Source organism: Oceanobacillus massiliensis str. N'diop, assembly GCF_000285495.1.
Lineage (GTDB): Bacteria > Bacillota > Bacilli > Bacillales > Amphibacillaceae > Oceanobacillus > Oceanobacillus massiliensis.
Window position 1 is genome coordinate 343,122 of record NZ_HE610976.1, and the last position, 18,376, is coordinate 361,497.

Below are 18,376 nucleotides of genomic sequence, written 5' to 3' on the forward strand. Positions count from 1 at the left end.
TACTCTTATTTAAAAACCCTTGTAGCTTCGACAGCTTTTTGCCAGCCTGCATAAAGACTATCACGTTTTTCTTTATCCATTTCTGGGTCAAAGGTTTTCTCGTTTCTCCATTGTTCCGCTATTTCTTCCTTATCTTTCCAATAGCCAACAGCAAGACCTGCCAAATATGCGGACCCTAAGGCCGTTGTTTCTTGAATGTCAGGTCTTTGAACAGGCACAGACAGAATGTCACTTTGAAATTGCATCAGCAGATTATTTTTCACAACTCCGCCATCCACACGAAGCGTTTTCAATTCAATTCCTGAATCGGCAATCATCGCATCGAGAACATCCTTTGTCTGATATGCCAGCGCTTCAAGGGTTGCCCGGATAAAATGATTCTTTGTTGTCCCGCGGGTTAGGCCGAATACAGCCCCTCTGGCATCACTATCCCAATATGGTGTCCCCAGACCGACAAAGGCCGGCACCAAATACACTCCATCGGTCGAATCTACTTTTGAAGCAAATTCCTCTGCCTGTGGACCGTCTTCAATCATTTTCAGCCCATCACGCAACCATTGGACAGCAGAACCAGCAACAAAAATACTGCCTTCCAAAGCATATTCAACTTTTCCATCCAATCCCCAGGCCAATGTAGTCAATAGTCCGTTTTCCGAAACGACACCCTGATCACCAGTATTCATTAACATAAAACAACCTGTACCATAGGTGTTCTTTGCCATTCCTTTTTCAAAGCAGGCTTGTCCAAATAATGCCGCCTGCTGATCGCCAGCAATGCCGGAAATCGGAACCTCATGACCGAAGAAATGGTAAGACTTCGTGCTCGCATACACTTCTGATGAATCACGGACTTCAGGAAGCATACTCTCTGGTATCCCCAAAATCTGAAGCAGCTCTTTATCCCATTTCAGTTCATAAATATTAAACATCAATGTCCGTGAGGCATTTGAATAATCTGTAATATGGGCTTTGCCACCGGATAATTTATAAACGAGCCAGGAATCTATCGTTCCAAAAAGGAGATCGCCGCGCTCCGCTTTTTCCCGTGCCCCTTCAACATGGTCCAATATCCATTTTACCTTAGTACCGGAAAAGTATGGATCGATAAGAAGACCCGTTTTCTCACGGAATAGCGCTTCATGTCCACCTTCTCTTAAGTCCCTGCATATATCCTCTGTCTGACGAGATTGCCAGACGATAGCTTTATAGATTGGTTTTCCCGTCGTTTTATCCCAAACCACCGTTGTTTCGCGCTGATTTGTAATTCCAATTCCCGCTATCTGATCCGGATTGATGTCCGACTTCCTTAATACTTCGGCGACGCAAGCAAGGACAGAATTCCATATTTCATTCGCATCATGCTCTACCCAGCCAGGATGGGGGAAAAATTGTTCAAATTCACGCTGGGCCGTTTCCACAATCATGCCCTCTTGATTTACGATAATTGCCCTGGAACTTGTAGTCCCCTGGTCAATTGATAATATATATTTCTTCATACATTCGCTCCTTTAACAGTTATACGTTTCCATTATACGTTATTTGTCGTTAATATTTAATTATTCCGCTATTAACGTTATCTTTATTTAGATTAAATTCAATCCTTAAAGAATATTACCATGAATTTCGATGTGTGATAATAGAAAGGACTCAGATTTGATATCAGTGCCTGCAGCTATAAAACTATGTATCGCAGTATAGCATTATATAAGGAAAGACCATCCAAGCATTCAGACAGTCTTTTCGATCTGTTCCTATTTTTCAGTTTTCGCAGGCATAACGGCATTTGTCGTCATTACCCACTCATGAATGTCATACCCTCTTGCACCTTGAATAACATATGGATCATGTTTAACAATTTCTTCCGCTTCTTCAAAGTTCTCAGCAATATAAATTACCATTCCGCCAGTACCATCTGTAAATCGGCCCTTAGCGAAAACCTTGCCTTCTTTCTCCTTTTCTTCCAAATATGCCAAATGGTCTGAGCGATAGCTCTGGCTCTTTCCTTCATCCAGCATAGGTGAAAGCGCAGCAAAATACTTCATATGTTAACTCCACCTCCAGCTCCATTATACCTTCCCGAATAGGTGCCTGTCACTTCCCGAATTTTGTCGAATGAGCAGAGGGTTTGGCGGCTGTTCGTTTGCCGTTTATACAGACGGTTGTCCCACGTCAGCTCCGTCCAGCCAGGATCCATTGCCACGCACCTCGCTCGCATTAGCTTACCAGACAAAATCCGACTTCACGATTCTGCATAGCTCCGCCCATCTCGCCATATCATCATATATTTACAGCTGGCACGACGATTCTTCTTCCTGCTCTGCCCGTACGCAAAAAAGCTCTGCCTATTCTCTCTGGCAGAGCTTTTTCTTATTCCATTATTCGCTGACTTTCACATCATATTTCCGCAGCCAATAATCGATCTGGCATAGGTGGGCTATCAGTTGTGGTCCCCTCATCAGCTGACCATACCATGGATCCTTAAATTCTTTTCCTTCACTCTTGACAATTGCTTCCACTTTTTCCCGTTTCATAAATTCAAAAAGCCGGGCATCCGGATCAGCAAGAATCTCTTCCATCCATTTGACTACATTGGCCGTATATTCTGGCTGGAATGTTCTTGGATACGGACTTTTCTTACGGTATAAAACCTCATCAGGCAAGATTCCTTCCAATGCCTTACGCAAAATTCCCTTTTCCCGGCCTTCCAGTATCTTGATATCCCACGGAATATTCCAGACATATTCCACCAAACGGTGATCGGCATATGGCACACGAACTTCAAGGCTTGCTCCCATGCTCATCCTGTCTTTACGATCCAATAATTGAGCCATGAACCATTGCATATTTAAATAGAATAGCTCTCTGCGCCTTGCATCTTCTTCCTTCTCCCCGTCAAGTCTTGGCGTTTCAGCAATTGTTTCCCTATATCGCCTATCTACATAAGCCTTTAAATCGAGTTTCTTCTGCCATTCCGGATGTAATAAATCAATCCTTGAATCCAGAGAGCGCATCCAAGGGAAGCCCTCACCCGCTGCAGCAGGATCATGAAACCATGGATAGCCACCGAATATTTCATCAGCACATTCCCCTGATAGCGCAACTGTGGTATGGTCCTTTATCCTTCTGCAGAACCATAATAAAGAAGAATCAATATCCGCTTGCCCAGGCTGATCGCGCACATCAACGGCTTCTTTCAATAATCCGGCCAGTTCATTGCCAGAAATGATTTCATCATGGTGATCGGTGGAAAGTTCTTTAACCATCTTTTCAATCCAAGGTCTATCACTGGAAGGCTGGAATTTGCTCGATTGGAAATTCTCATCATTACCTTCATAATCAATGGAGAAAGTCGATAATGCACCCTTGCCTTTTTCCTTATAATAATTGGCAGCAACAGCTGTTATCGCACTGGAATCAACTCCGCCCGAAAGAAACGTGGATACGGGAACATCCGCAACCAGTTGGCGCTGTACTGCGTCAACAAACAATTCCTTTACTTTTCTCGCAGTCTCCTCTACTGAATCAACATGCTTCTCACTGACCATATTCCAATAGCGCCAGACCTTCAAGCCATTTTTGGAGAATATCAAAGAATGTCCGCCACGCAATTCATTTATACCTTTAAATAAACCATGTCCAGGAGTCCTGGAAGGGCCAAGACCGAAAATCTCCGATAAACCATCACGGTCCACTTCAGCCTGCACATCTGTGTGTGCAAGTATTGCTTTCAGCTCTGAGCCAAATATAAACTGCCCGCCTTTTTCGTGATAAAATAACGGCTTTACACCAAGGCGATCTCGAGACATGAATAATTGATCCTTTTTCTCATCCCAAATGCCAAAAGCATAAATTCCGTTAAAATGGTCTACACAGTCTTCCTTCCATTCAATATACGATGTCAGCAATACCTCAGTATCTGATGTCGTACTGAATTGGTATCCCCTTTGTAAAAGAGCCTGGCGCAATTCTTCCGTATTATAAAGTTCTCCATTATAGACCAGTGTATAAGTAAACCCATCTTTTTCCTTACTCATCGGTTGTTTCCCACCCGTTAAATCTACAACCGAAAGGCGTTTATGTCCGAAGCCAGTCTGTCCCTCTATCCAATACTGTGTCGCATCGGGTCCACGCAATGCCAATGTTTCCGTCATCTTCTCCAATGCTGGCTTTTGCGCACTTGCTAATTGATTCCAATCAACAAAACCAGTTATTCCGCACAATGATATCACCCTTCCTGACGCATTCTGGTTCTACTTCACCATCCTATGCGAAAAAAGCGGATAAAGTGATTGGGCAAACAGTCAGCAAATCCTAAACGGCTTTATTTTTTTGAATAACCTTTATTTCCTTCCCATTGCCCACAAGGATTTTATCTGCCATCCCGATAAATAACCCAGTTTCAACAACCCCAATTATTCTTCTTATTTCTTCATTCAATCTAGCGGGATCGCTGATAGCATCAAAAGGACAGTCGAGTATGTAATTGCCATTATCCGTAATTAGATTTCCCCCATCCTTTTTGCGGATGTTAGGTACACAGCCAAGCATGGATATTTCGTTTGCAGTGCGCTCCCATCCAAACGGAAGGACTTCTACCGGCAATGGGTACTTACCTAAATTCGTTACCATTTTCGAGGAATCTACTATAATAATAAGTTCGTTGGCAGCCTGTGCGATTATTTTTTCCCTAAACAGGGCGGCACCGCCACCTTTGATCAAGTGCAGATTCTCATCCACCTCATCGGCACCGTCTATTGTGATATCCAACTCTTTTACCCTTGAAAAGTCAGTCAACGGCACTCCGAATTCCTTTGCCCATTGTTCCGTTTGTGCGGATGATGGTATTCCTTCTATATTCAATCCTGACTTTACTCGTTCTCCAAGCCTTCGAATCAGCCAATAAGCTGTGGAACCTGTACCCAATCCAATTTTCATACCATCTTTCACATATGCCGCTGCCTCTTCTCCAACCGCTCTTTTCATCTGATCCATTTCACTTAACATTTCGTAATCCCCCTTCTTCATCTACTACGTATTATAACGTAAGAGTATCGTTGAATAAATAAGTGAAGAGTCCAGGTGCCGGAAAACAGCTAAGTAGACTGATATGTAAAATGGATTCATCAAAAAAGCCCCTGCAATGGGATACTCTCCAAAAGTCTGAATCTTGACTTGCGGAGACATTTCCCATTGCGGGACTTTTTGAAGCGGATATTATTCAGCTAACACGGGTTCTTCCTGCGTTAATCCAATTTCATGCCATCCATTCCAGGACCACTGGATGGAGAAGTCTGTCACTCGTTCATTTGCAGGAACGAGTACTGCACGGTAAAGTGTTGGGAATACAGGAATATCATCAACCATCAATTGCTGCCATTCTTTGTAGACATCTTTGCGGTACTCAATGTCCATCGAATCTTCAGAAGCACCTGCAGCCAGCAATTCATCATTCTTTTCACTCGTATAACGAGAGTAGTTGTAAGCAGCTGTACGACCGTATAAACCATTCTGGTCTACGTCTGAACCAGTGCCCCACGCACCTTGGTAAATATCGATACCAGGGTCATCAGCTTCCACTCGGTCATAAAAGCTATTAAATTCTAATAAACCGCCGTCTACCAGCTGAACATTCAGTCCTACCTGAGCCCATGCCTGCATATAGTACTGTGCGATTGGTTCAGCTGTGTCTCCACCTGACATGGAAGCAAAGTTAATGACAAGTTCTTCGCCATTTAGGTCTTCACGAACTCCATCACCATCGACATCTTCATATCCAGCTTCATCCAGAATCTTATTTGCTTCATCAGGATCATAGGTTGGAACTTCGATAGTAGAATCGTGATAATCCGGGAACGATGGGACAATTAAAGTCGTACCCGCCCAGCGAAGTCCTTTATAGAACTGTTCCCCTAAAGCATCATTATCAACTGCATGCCACATCGCACGACGGAGATTCACATCCGCCATCTTAGCATCTGGGTCTGTTACATTTTCACCGGCTTCTGCGTCATAATGACCTAGTTTAAAGCCAATATAGGTGTAAGCTAAATCAGTCTGACCCAAAAATTCCACATTATTTAGGGTTTCGGCCACATCAGGGTATTGATCTGCCGGGAAGGCATCAACCATATCAACCTCTCCGGTTTCTAAAGCCTGTGCTACTGTTTGAGGAGCGATAACTTTTAAGGTAATACCATCCAATTTCGGAGTGCCTTGCCAATAATCTTCAAAAGCAGTATACGTTACGGACTCACCAGGAACAATCGTATCGACTACAAATGGGCCGAAACCGATTGGATTTTTTCGAACTTCATCAGATTCAGCCATCTCTGCTACAGGAATATCCTGGAAGATATGCTTTGGCATTGGCGAATCCCAAATTCCGCTTGCTAATAAGGAAGGGTTTGGTTCTTTAAACGTCAGTTTGATTGTCTTTTCATCCACGACTTCAACACCGGAAATTTTTTCTGCCTCTCCAGCAGTATACTCATCAATACCAACCACATTTTCAACTGCATAATATCGTACACCTGTATATTCAGGGTCACCAATTACTTCATAAGCGAATTCCAAGTCTTCAGCCTTAACCGGTTCACCATCATGCCAGTTCACATTATCACCAATTGTAATGGTAAACGTTGTACCTGCTTCATCCACTTCCCATGTCGCAGCACCATCCTGTGTATAGTTGAAATTGTTGTCAATCCCAAGTAAACTTTCTTCAAAAAATTTCATAACCTGAAAATCCGGGTCACCTTCATAGAAGGCCATGTTCAGTACACCTTCAAAAACAGTATCCGATACCAAACCATAGTTCAGTGTCCCGCCTTCAATTGCTTCTCCAGCATTTGTTTTATCTACACTAAAGTCTTCAATGGAATATAACCCATCATCTGCTGCTTCTGCTTCTGCTTCTTCCTCACCTTCACCACTCTCTTCTTCTGAGGATTCTGTGTCTTCAGGTTCACCTGTTTGCTCTTCAGAACCTCCATTACATGCTGCCAGTACTACTAATAATACTAGCATCAAGGCTAAATACCACTTACTGAAACTTGCTTTCTCCATCTTGCAACCTCCCTTTTTTTAAGCTCTTTTTTGGGCCATCAAGCACTTATACTTGAACGGCAATATACTAAACATCAATATAGAACTATACCAATGTAAGTAACTTCGCTAATAACTCCATTAATCAGGAATAGGACTTAGCCTCTTCGCTGCCGGGAATCAGTGGCACGTCGCAAGGCCTCGCCTACATTGCGGATGGCGAGCATCATAATCAGAATCAATATTGCTGCCGGAACCCAGATCCACCAGCGGAATTCCAATGTCTGCGGATTTGTCGCATAGCTTAAAAGCGTACCAAGACTTGGTGTACTTTCCGGAAATCCAAAACCAAGGAAAGAAAGTCCTGACTCAATTCCAATATTTGCGGCAAGGTTTAATGTCATGGTTACAATAATAAGTGAGCTTATGTTTGGCATGATTTCCCTGAATATGATTTTCGTATTTGATGTGCCTAATGTTTTCGATGCTTGTGCATAGTCCAGCTCTTTTTCTTGCAGTGCCTTGGACCTTATCAGCCTGGCAATCCCCATCCAGCTAAAAGCTGCCATTATCAGCGAAAAGGCCCAAGTACTGTAGTTTGGCACGATGGATACAAATACAATAACCAGCATCGTAAATGGGAGGACTTGAAAGAAATCCAGCACACGCATCATTGAATTATCTGTCTGCCCGCCGAAGTAACCGGCAATCAATCCAAAAGCGATTCCGATTAGACCGCTAATCACCGTTACCATTATTCCGATTGACAGTGAATTGCGTGTACCGATAATTAACTGTCCAAATACGTCACGGCCACCATAATCTGTCCCTAAAATAAATTCTTCTGATGGCGGTTCATGGATGGAAAAAAGATCGACAGCTACAATCTGATCCTTATCTAAAAATAACGAAACCCCATATACGAATGCCATAATAAGTATGATAAATATTAACGATATTAAGGCTAGTTTATCCCTGACAATTTCTTTCCAGAGGATGCCCATACCTGATGGGCTTTTAGTCAGATCCTTTGTTTCATTCGTCATTTTCATATCATTCATTTCCATTTTAATCACTCCAGAGTCTAGCTTGATTCTTATTTGATACGGATACGCGGATCCACAATGCTTAAGATAATGTCAGATAATAAGGTCCCTAAGATAGCTGCAACTCCAAACAATAGAACGATAGAGTTTACAACGCTATAATCCCGTAAATTAATGGACTCAATAAAAAGTTGTCCCATACCCGGAAAACCGAATATCATTTCTACAAAAATGGTTCCGCCTATCAGAAAGGTGATTTCATACCCGAAGAATGCAGCAATTGGCAATAAGGAGTTCCTTAAAATATGCTTGTTATAGACCCTGGACTCTGAAGCCCCTTTTGCCCTTGCAGTTAAAATGAACTCTTTTTGCTTTGTATCTACAATTTCACTTCGCAAATACTGAACGGTTGAGACAGTTTGTATCAATGCCATTGAGATGGCCGGCAGCAATAGGTGATTCACTTTGCTCAATACGTAATCAATTGAGCCTGGAGCAATTCCGGGAGCTACACTTCCACTTGTCGGAAACCATTGCAATTGATATCCGAATATCCATAGCATCACAAGCGCAAAAATAAATAATGGTGTCCCAAATCCCAGATATGTATAGCCGGTAATGGATGAGTCAAGCAGTGAATCATTATATCTGCCACTCAGTATCCCTAAAGGAACGGCTATAATATATGTAAATAACAATGTTGCCAATGCCAGCCAGAAGGTATTATTCATCCGCTGTTCAATTAATTCGGATACTGGCATTTTAAATCGGAAGGATTGTCCAAAATCGCCTTGCAGAATTCCCGTTGCCCACTCACCATATTTGACATACCAAGGGTCATTCAACCCAAGTTTTTCCCGTAATTCCTCTTTCTGTTCCAAACTGACATTCGGATCCATCATGCCTGATAAAGCATCTCCAGGCATGAACTGAGCCAAAACAAAAATCAGAATACTGAGCAGCACCAATTGAGGGGCAGTAATCAAAAGTCTTCTAACAATAAATTTCCACATATACGAATCAACCTTTCCCCGGCAGTGCAACGAGATGGGTATTTGAAACAGGTTTCAAGCCATAGGCCAGCCCCTCGCTGTCAAAGTAATCATTGTACGATTGCTCATACTCTTGCTGTACTGCTTGACGGAACTTGAATTGATCTGTACGATTTCTTGGATTGATGTCAGGAATAGCTGCAATCAGACGTTTTGTATAAATATGCTGAGGATGGTGGAAAATATCTGCTTTTGTTCCCTGTTCAACATATCTCCCTTTATACATAATCGCCATGTCATCACACATGTGTTTTACAATCCCCAGATCATGACTGATTAACAAATAAGTCAGATTCAATTCCTTTTGAATTTCCTGCATGAAGTTCAATACCTGTGCTTGTACAGAAACATCCAATGCGGAAACAGGTTCATCGGCAATGATTAGTTTTGGCTTTAGCGCTATTGCCCTGGCAACTCCGATACGCTGTCTCTGCCCCCCTGAAAATTCATGCGGATATTTCAAAATGCTCTCAGGGCTTAAGCCAACCAGTTCCAATAGCTCCTGTACGCGCTCTTTTTCTTCCTTCTTCGTAAGGTTTTCAAAATTTCGCAGTGGCTCTGCGATGACATCCAATACACGTTTTCTCGGATTTAGTGAGGAGTATGGGTCCTGGAAAATCATCTGAATATCTTTCCTTAGCTGCTTTGTTTTACTTTTACTCGAAGTAATATCAGTACCTTCAAAAATAATTTGACCGGATGTTACCTCCTCGAGACCGATAATCGCTCTTCCTGTAGTTGTTTTACCCGAACCGGATTCGCCGACAAGCCCGTATGTCTTGCCCTGTTCCAGTGTAAAGGACACACTATCGACTGCCTTTACATAGCCGACATTCCGATTGAATATCCCGCCCTTAATGGGAAAATATACTTGTAAATCCTTTACTTCAAGTAACCCCATTGGTCAATTCCTCCTTGCTTTTATCCGGAAAGTAAAAATGCCTATGGCAAGTGCATCGCACAAAGTGACCTGGTACGATTTCATGTAAAGCGGGGTTCTCCTCATGGACGGAATCATCTATCCAAGGTATTCTTGCAGCAAATCGGCAGCCATGACGCGGCAGGTTCTGCAATGCCGGAACAATCCCCTGTATGACATGCAGCTTGTCCTGTCCTTCAGCAGGAACCGAGTTCAATAACGACCGTGTATACGGGTGTAAGGGATTCTCAAACAAACGATGCACTTCTGCTATCTCTACAATTTGTCCTGCATACATTACCGCCACCCGATCTGCCATCTCTGCCACTACCCCAAGATCATGGGTAATCAGGATAATACCAGCATGGATGTCATCCTTCAGCTTTCTGATCAGATCCAGAATCTGAGCCTGGATTGTAACATCGAGCGCTGTTGTGGGCTCATCTGCAATCAATAATTCGGGATTATTTGCTATCGCAATAGCTATGACAACCCGTTGTCTCATTCCCCCTGATAATTCATGCGGAAACTGTTCATATACATATTCCGGACGCGGAATTCCAACCATATTCAAAAGTTCCAAAACCCGTCCCTTGCGCTGTCTTTGAGACATATTTTGCCTATGCAGCACGATAGTCTCTGCAATTTGATCACCAACATGCATCAGCGGATTTAACGCCGTCAATGGATCTTGGAAAATCATTGCCATATCATCACCGCGCAGTTTATTCATCTTGGACGGAGATAAGCGGGCAATATCGCGATCATTAAGTAATATTTCCCCTTCAATCTTCGCATGATTATGTAATCCCATTACCGAAAATGCCAGTGCACTTTTCCCCGAGCCCGACTCTCCAACAATCCCGAGTACTTCATTCTTATTCAATGTCAATGTCACATCATCGACTGCTGCATAGTATTCATCAGCAATCCTGAATGATGTTGATAGGTTTTTGATTTCCAGCAATTCCTTCCCCAAATTAATCCTCCTTTTTTATTTGAAGTCATCACACTGTAATTGGCGTTAATATTTCAAGTATTCACCTAATCAGAAGATTGTGATAATTTCTTACAAAAAAATATGCTTTCACTGATTCCTTTAAAAATGGATTAATACTTTTTTCAAACATTATCTTTAAAAAAACCGCTTTCTCAGAGTTTCTCAGCCTTTACTAACGAGGTACTCTATCTTTAAAGAAAACGAAATTATTTTTTCAATTATATGTTATATTATTTTAAAAAGCAACAATTTTCAGTTAAAAAGTTTTTACCAATTTTTAAATTTGTCGTAAAATCTAATTTGAAGCTCTAGAGAATTAACCCCCAATTAATGGCCTTCTACTAAATTTCGACTGTTTTAGCAAGGTCTAATTTCAGCACTTTTCATGGTACTGATTTAGCCTTTGGAATTAGGAATCAGAAAGATAGCTAAAAAACCTCCCAATCTTATATTGGGAGGTTACGTCTCTTATAGAGCTATAGAAGCTTTTGGTTTCATATGGTTTATTTGTTCAGCAAGCTGCTGAATATTGGACATGGTTCCAATATCCAGATTTCCACCACTGACAATGACACCGCAATGTCTTGATTTTATCTTATCATTATGGGTAAATAAGGCGGCCAGTGCTGCGGCTCCGGCACCCTCCATCAATGTCTTGTTCCGCTCCAGCATATAAACGATGGCTGAAGCAATTTCCTTATCATTCACCGTGACAATATCATCTACATAGTCCTTTATAATCGGAAAGGTTAATTTCCCAGGCTCCTTTACGGCAATTCCCTCTGCAATCGTGGATACCTTAGACAGGTTTTGAATCGTATCCGTATGGTAGCTATCATATATGGCAGGGGCTCCTTCTGCCTGCACACCAATGATTTTAATGTTTCTGTTGATATGTTTGGCCGCAACAGCAATACCGCTAATGAGCCCGCCCCCACCGATAGGAACGAGTATCGTATCTATCCGGTCCTCTTGGCGCAGCAGTTCAAAAGCGATCGTTCCTTGACCGGCCATAATATCATAATCATCAAATGGATGTACGTAGACTGCTCCAGATAACGATTGATGCTCTAATGATGCATGGTAGGCTTCCTGAAAGCTTTCCCCGGTAAGTACCACCTCTGCACCATAATTACGGGTTGCATTCACTTTCGCAAGCGGGGTCCCTTCCGCCATAAATATAGTTGCTTTTACGCCCAGTTTCGCTGCGGCATGGGCAACACCCTGTGCATGATTACCTGCTGATGCTGTAATTACGCCTCTTGAAAGCTCTTCCTTCGATAATTGCATTAGCTTGAAGCTTGCTCCCCTAAATTTAAATGCTCCTGTTTTTTGCTGGTTTTCCATTTTACAATAAACTTGTTTCCCTACTATGCTATCCGTCGTATGTGATGTGACGATCGGTGTCCGATGAATAATGGGCGTCAGCTGTTTATATGCATGGTATACCCTTTCACCCGTTAAGCAATCCCCAAGACAATTCACTCTCCTTTAAAGCAATAAAAACTAATTTCTGCTATTTTCATATTCCAATATTTTATCTTCCTGCAACAGTGTCAATGCAATATCATCCCAGCCATTCAATAGCTTTTCCTTATGATATTCTGGTATATTAAAGTCAATTACCTTTCCTTCATCATCTGTTATCTGCTGGTGTTTTAAATCGACCCATAGGACAAATATTGTATCTTTCGCCTTTTGCATCCATTCATTAATTTGGCTTTCTTCCATTTTAATAGGAACGATGCCATTTTTTAATGCATTATTATAGAAGATATCGGCAAAACTCGGTGCAATTACCACTTTAAATCCGAAGTCAGATAATGCCCAGGGAGCATGTTCCCTGGAAGAGCCGCAGCCGAAATTCTCACCTGCTAACAGGATTGAGGCATTTTGATATTTTGGCTGATTTAGCGGAAATTCTTCCTTTAGTTTTCCGTCATTATCAAAACGCCAATTAAAAAAAGAAACTGTCCAAAGCCGGTACGCTCAATCCGTTTTAAAAATTGCTTTGGTATAATTTGGTCTGTATCGACATTTGTCCGGTCCAATGGATAGACGAGACCTTTGTGTTCTTGAATTGCCTCCATATGACCTGCCTCCCTAGTTTAATACTCCTGCAAATTTACGTACATCAACGAAATGGCCTTCAATAGCTGCTGCTGCTGCCATCTCCGGACTTACGAGATGTGTTCGTGCCCCATTTCCCTGCCTTCCTTCAAAATTCCGGTTGGACGTTGAAGCACAGCGCCCGCCTGGAGGAACGATGTCATCATTCATCCCCAAGCACATACTGCATCCGGAATCCCGCCATTCGAATCCCGCTTCCATAAACACCTTATCCAATCCTTCCTCCTCAGCCTGAAGCTTTACACTGAATGAACCTGGAACGACAATCGCTTTTACATTTTCCTTTACTTTTCTGCCTTGAATGATAGAAGCTGCTTTTTGCAAATCGCTTAATCTTGAATTGGTACATGAACCAATGAATACATGATCTATTTCAATAGAAGTAATTGGCTGATTTTCTTTCAGCCCCATGTAGTCAAGTGCGTGTTTGATATCTTCCATATGTTCCGCATCTGCCAGGTTAGGAGTAGTTCCTCCCACAGGCACACACATGCCAGGATTTGTTCCCCATGTGACCTGGGGCTCAATCTCATCAGCAAGGATGACGACAGTTCGGTCGTAAACTGCACCTTCATCCGTTGCCAGCTCCAGCCATTCAGCAGTGGCGTTAGTAAAATCTTCTCCGCTTGGAACATATTCTCTGCCTTCCAAATAGTCGATAGTGGTCTGGTCAGGACTGATCAATCCTGCCCTTGCCCCGGCCTCAATCGACATATTGCAAATCGTCATACGGCCTTCCATGGGCAGGTTTTGGATTGCCTCACCTGTATATTCCATGACATATCCTGTACCGAAACGAACACCGAATTTCCCAATAATCGCCAGTATCAGATCTTTCGCTGTCACACCCGGTCCAAGTTTCCCTTCCACTTTAACATTCAGTGTTTTCGGTCTTTCCTGCCAGATTGTCTGGGTTGCCAGAACATGTTCCACCTCGCTCGTTCCAATCCCAAATGCCAATGCACCAAATGCACCGTGTGTTGATGTATGGCTATCACCGCATACAATCGTTTTACCCGGCTGCGTCAATCCGAGCTGCGGCCCAATCACATGCACAATCCCCTGATCCGGGTGGAACATATCGGCAAGCTTAATGCCGAAATCCTGACAATTTTTCCTTAATGTCTCCATTTGCTTTTTGGAAATTTCATCTTTAATAACTTGCCTGTTTTTTGTTGGAACATTATGATCCATTGTGGCATAGGTCAAATCCGGGCGTCTTACCTTCCTGTTTGCGAGCCGCAGCCCTTCAAATGCTTGCGGAGATGTCACTTCATGAACCAGGTGCTGATCAATATACAGTAAATCAGGCTTCCCCTTTTCCTCATGTACCACATGCCTATTCCAAATTTTCTCGATAATGGTTTCCGGTTTCCCCATCTTTTCACCTCACGATTTAGACATACATATTACAAATAGAATCTGAAATACCCTTCGTGGTTAAATTCTCCAATACAATTTCTGTGATTTTTTTCGTACCGACTTGGGTACCCTCTCTGATCTTCAAGTCTGGTGTGTGAAAGCCCTGTTCCAGGCATTCATCTACCGATCTTTCTATTTCAGCTGCTTCTTCCTCCAAACCAAATGAATAACGTAGCATTAGTGCAGCAGATAGGATCATCCCCAGTGGGTTTGCAATACCTTTTGCTGCAATATCTGGAGCAGAGCCATGTACAGGTTCATACAGCCCTACACCATCTGAACGAATACTTGCTGAAGGAAGCATTCCCAATGACCCGGTCAGCACGGATGCTTCATCGCTTAAAATATCACCAAACAGATTCTCTGTTACAATGACATCAAATTGGTTTGGCTGCGTAATTAATTTCATCGCCGCAGCATCTACCAGAAGATGTTCTACCTTTACATCCTGATAATCCTTGGCTTTTTCTTCTACTATTTCACGCCACATCCGGCTCGATTCCAGGACATTGGCTTTATCGACTGAAGTAAGATGCTTTTTACGGATTCTGGCGGTTTCAAATCCCTTTTCTATAATGCGTTCCATTTCAGATCTCCGATAATAAAGTGTATCGACTACAGCATTTCCATTTTCCCTTCGCTCACTCGGCTGGCCAAAATAAAGCCCGCCTGTCAATTCACGGACAATCATAATATCACTGTCTTTTACTATTTCTTCCTTTAAAGGAGATGCATGGATCAAGGCTGCAAATTCCTTAACAGGACGTAAATTGGCAAAAAGTCCGAGTGATTTACGAATGCCCAGCAGTCCCTTTTCCGGCCTTAGGTGGGCTGGAACGGTATCCCATTCGGGACCTCCGACTGCACCAAGCAAAACAGCATCCGCCTCTTGACATGCATGAATCGTTTCTTCAGGTAATGGCACACCATAATGATCAATAGCATCTCCACCAATTGCGTGTTCATGGAAAGTAAACTTATGGCCGTATTCAGATGCTATAGTTGTTAAAACAAGTCTTGCAGATTCCATAATTTCCCTTCCAATTCCATCGCCTGGAAGTAGAATGATTTGCTTATCCATAGCCGGAGTCCCTCCAATGTTTTTCTCATCTAGTCTTGCCATCAACAAGCCTTGGCATATTCTTGCTGCTGAAAAGGCTTTTGATTTTATCACTCGTTGACGAGCATTTTTTTCCCCGCTGTACTTCTCTTAATGATGTAGCGATTGACTGCATTGATAAATGCATTGGCGGACGCCTGCAATACATCCTGTGCCGACCCTCTGCCATTGACAGCTTCCCCATCAATGATCAATTGGACATGGGATTCAGCTAAAGCATCTTTTCCGCCACCAACAGAATTCAACTGATAGTCCACCAGCTTGATAGTTTCTTCAATTATATTATCGATCGTTTTGTAAAGGGCTTCGACGCTCCCCTGACCAGGACATGATTTCTTTGCAATCTTTCCGTCCGGTGTTTTCAATATCACGGTTGCAGTCGGTACGTTTTCTGTCGAATATTGCACTTGAAAGTTTTCCAGATGGTATTTGCCGACAGTAGAAGAATCTGTTTTAATCTCCATTACGATCGTGTACAGATCATCATCGGTTACTTCCTTCTTGTGATCGGTTAATGTTTTAAATTGATCAAAGGCATTTTTCACTTCATCATCCGTAAGTTCCACTCCAAATTCCTTTATTTTGTCCTTGAATGCATGACGGCCGGAATGTTTGCCTAAAAATAATGTGTTGGATGTAACGCCAACCATTTCCGGAGTAATAATCTCATAGGTTTCCGCATTCTTCAGAACACCGTCCTGATGGATCCCCGATTCATGTGCAAAGGCATTCCGCCCAATGATTGCCTTATTCGCTTGGACGTACATTCCAGTCAGTTTCGATACAAGATCACTGGTACGTTTGATTTCATCTAATTTGAGTCCTGTCTCAAATGGATAGTAATCGGATCTAATCTTCAATGCTACCGCAACCTCTTCCAGCGCTGCATTTCCGGCACGTTCACCGATTCCATTGATAGTTCCCTCTACCTGTGTGGCTCCATTTTCAACTGCTGCAATCGAATTGGCTACCGCCATACCAAGGTCATCATGGCAATGGCAGGAAAGTGCCACCCGATTGATATTTGGGACATTTTCTTTGATATAGCGGAATAATTTCCCGTATTCTGCCGGTGTTGTGTAGCCAACTGTATCCGGCAGATTAATGACCGTTGCCCCTGCGTCAATTACCTTTTCTATAATTTGGGCAAGGAAATCCCAGTCGGATCTTGTAGCATCTTCAGCAGACCATTCAATATCGTTGAATTTTTGTTTTGCATATGAAACCATCCTGACTGCCGTCTCCACCACTTCTTCCGGAGTCTTTTTCAGTTTATAAGTCATATGAATTGGAGATGTTGCCACAAAAATGTGAATGGCTGGTTTTTCCGCTCCTTTTAATGCATCCCATGCAATATCGATATCTGACTTGATTGTTCTTGCCAAACCAATGACTGACGTGTTTTTAACCGTATCGGCAATTGCCTTTACCGATTCAAAATCACCCCTCGAGGAGGCAGGAAATCCCGCTTCCATCCGATCAACTCCGAACCGTTCCAGTTGTCTTGCGATTTCCAGCTTTTCCTGTTTATTCAGGTTAACTCCCGGTGATTGCTCTCCATCACGCAGTGTTGTGTCAAATATCTTAATTTGGGACATGGACTTTCACTTCCTTCTGTTTTGAATTAACTGGCTGTTTAACAAAAGGCATTAACTCCCTGAGCTCCCTTCCAACAGTTTCAATCTGATGTTTATTTTCCTTATTATTGATTGCATTGAATTGCGGGCGGCCTGCCTGGTTTTCGAGAATCCATCCTTTAGCAAATTTCCCATCTTGGATATCCGTTAGTATCTCTTTCATTCTTGCCTTTGTATCTTCATTTACGACACGCGGTCCCGAGACAAAATCTCCCCACTGTGCTGTATCTGAAATGGAATAGCGCATGTTTTCCAATCCGCCTTCATAGAGGAGGTCAACGATCAGCTTCATTTCATGCATACATTCAAAATAGGCAACTTCAGGCTGATATCCTGCTTCTGTCAATGTTTCAAATCCTGATTTGATCAAACTTGTTACCCCGCCGCAAAGCACTGCCTGTTCTCCAAACAAGTCCGTTTCCGTTTCCTCCTGGAATGACGTTTCCAGTACACCCGCTCTTGCGGCGCCAATACCCTGCGCATATGCCAGCGCCAGCTCTTTCGCAGTTCCCGTTACATCCTGAAAAACACCATATAATGCCGGGACACCTGCACCTTCTTCAAATGTCCTTCTTACCAAATGTCCTGGACCTTTAGGTGCTACAAGGAAAACATCCACATCTGAAGGTGGGACAATCTGATTGAAATGGATGTTGAATCCATGGGCAAAAACGAGTGCATTGCCTGCTTGCAGATTTTGCTCAATACTTTCTTTATAGACTCTAGGCTGCAATTCATCCGGTAAAAGAATCATGACAACGTCAGCCTGTTTAACAGCGTCTGCCACCTGTTGGACTTCAAATCCGTCTGCTTCTGCTTTTTGCTGGGATTTACCTGGTCTTAATCCAACCACAACATCATAACCGCTTTCGCGAAGATTCAATGCATGTGCATGACCCTGTGATCCATATCCCACTACTGCAACTTTCTTATTTTGCAATACCTCTTTTTGAATATCCTGTTCATAAAGTACTTTAGCCATTTAAAATCTTCCTCTCCATTTTGT

Annotated in this window: 14 protein-coding genes and 1 pseudogene; all 15 read right to left on the reverse strand. The window is 42.7% G+C overall.

The annotated features are described in order from the left end of the window. Positions 1-5: 5 nt before the first annotated feature. The gene (gene glpK / locus OMHG_RS01885) at positions 6-1,496 is read right to left on the reverse strand and encodes a glycerol kinase GlpK (RefSeq protein ID WP_010647826.1); all 1,491 of its coding nucleotides are present in this window, start codon (positions 1,494-1,496) and stop codon (positions 6-8) included. 255 nt (positions 1,497-1,751) lie between these two features. Beyond that, positions 1,752-2,042 (reverse strand): YciI family protein, encoded by a 291-nt coding sequence (locus OMHG_RS01890; RefSeq protein ID WP_010647827.1) that lies wholly within the window; start codon positions 2,040-2,042, stop codon positions 1,752-1,754. Between the two features lie 333 nt (positions 2,043-2,375). Next, complete coding sequence (gene asnB, locus OMHG_RS01895) at positions 2,376-4,220, reverse strand: asparagine synthase (glutamine-hydrolyzing) (RefSeq protein ID WP_010647830.1); 1,845 nt, start codon at positions 4,218-4,220, stop codon at positions 2,376-2,378. A 91-nt stretch (positions 4,221-4,311) separates the two neighbouring features. After that, complete coding sequence (gene rpiA / locus OMHG_RS01900) at positions 4,312-5,004, reverse strand: ribose-5-phosphate isomerase RpiA (RefSeq protein WP_010647832.1); 693 nt, start codon at positions 5,002-5,004, stop codon at positions 4,312-4,314. A gap of 210 nt (positions 5,005-5,214) precedes the next feature. Further along, on the reverse strand, positions 5,215-7,065 hold the full coding sequence (gene opp4A, locus OMHG_RS01905; RefSeq protein WP_010647834.1) for an oligopeptide ABC transporter substrate-binding protein: 1,851 nt from the start codon (positions 7,063-7,065) through the stop codon (positions 5,215-5,217). A 137-nt stretch (positions 7,066-7,202) separates the two neighbouring features. Continuing rightward, positions 7,203-8,111 (reverse strand): ABC transporter permease, encoded by a 909-nt coding sequence (locus tag OMHG_RS01910; protein WP_010647836.1) that lies wholly within the window; start codon positions 8,109-8,111, stop codon positions 7,203-7,205. 29 nt (positions 8,112-8,140) lie between these two features. After that, a complete protein-coding gene (gene opp4B, locus OMHG_RS01915; protein WP_010647839.1) occupies positions 8,141-9,103 on the reverse strand; it encodes an oligopeptide ABC transporter permease in 963 nt (320 codons plus the stop codon). A 7-nt stretch (positions 9,104-9,110) separates the two neighbouring features. Then, positions 9,111-10,043, reverse strand: coding sequence for an ABC transporter ATP-binding protein (locus OMHG_RS01920; RefSeq protein ID WP_010647841.1), 933 nt, complete (start codon positions 10,041-10,043; stop codon positions 9,111-9,113). Next, positions 10,030-11,040 carry an ABC transporter ATP-binding protein gene (locus OMHG_RS01925; protein WP_010647843.1) on the reverse strand — a complete coding sequence of 337 codons (1,011 nt, stop codon included), beginning with the start codon at positions 11,038-11,040 and terminating at the stop codon, positions 10,030-10,032. Before OMHG_RS01925 ends, OMHG_RS01920 begins: the two co-directional genes overlap by 14 nt. A 489-nt stretch (positions 11,041-11,529) precedes the next feature. Beyond that, complete coding sequence (ilvA, locus tag OMHG_RS01930) at positions 11,530-12,546, reverse strand: threonine ammonia-lyase (protein ID WP_044476679.1); 1,017 nt, start codon at positions 12,544-12,546, stop codon at positions 11,530-11,532. Between the two features lie 21 nt (positions 12,547-12,567). Then, positions 12,568-13,151 (reverse strand): annotated as a pseudogene (gene leuD, locus OMHG_RS01935) (3-isopropylmalate dehydratase small subunit). A 13-nt stretch (positions 13,152-13,164) separates the two neighbouring features. Beyond that, complete coding sequence (gene leuC, locus OMHG_RS01940; protein WP_010647851.1) at positions 13,165-14,571, reverse strand: 3-isopropylmalate dehydratase large subunit; 1,407 nt, start codon at positions 14,569-14,571, stop codon at positions 13,165-13,167. Positions 14,572-14,587: 16 nt separating this feature from the next. Continuing rightward, a complete protein-coding gene (leuB, locus tag OMHG_RS01945) occupies positions 14,588-15,694 on the reverse strand; it encodes a 3-isopropylmalate dehydrogenase (protein ID WP_010647853.1) in 1,107 nt (368 codons plus the stop codon). An 89-nt stretch (positions 15,695-15,783) separates the two neighbouring features. Next, positions 15,784-17,331, reverse strand: a complete 1,548-nt coding sequence (locus tag OMHG_RS01950; protein ID WP_010647856.1) for a 2-isopropylmalate synthase — start codon at positions 17,329-17,331, stop codon at positions 15,784-15,786. Further along, a complete protein-coding gene (gene ilvC, locus OMHG_RS01955; protein WP_010647859.1) occupies positions 17,318-18,352 on the reverse strand; it encodes a ketol-acid reductoisomerase in 1,035 nt (344 codons plus the stop codon). Before ilvC ends, OMHG_RS01950 begins: the two co-directional genes overlap by 14 nt. Between the last annotated feature and the right edge of the window lie 24 nt (positions 18,353-18,376).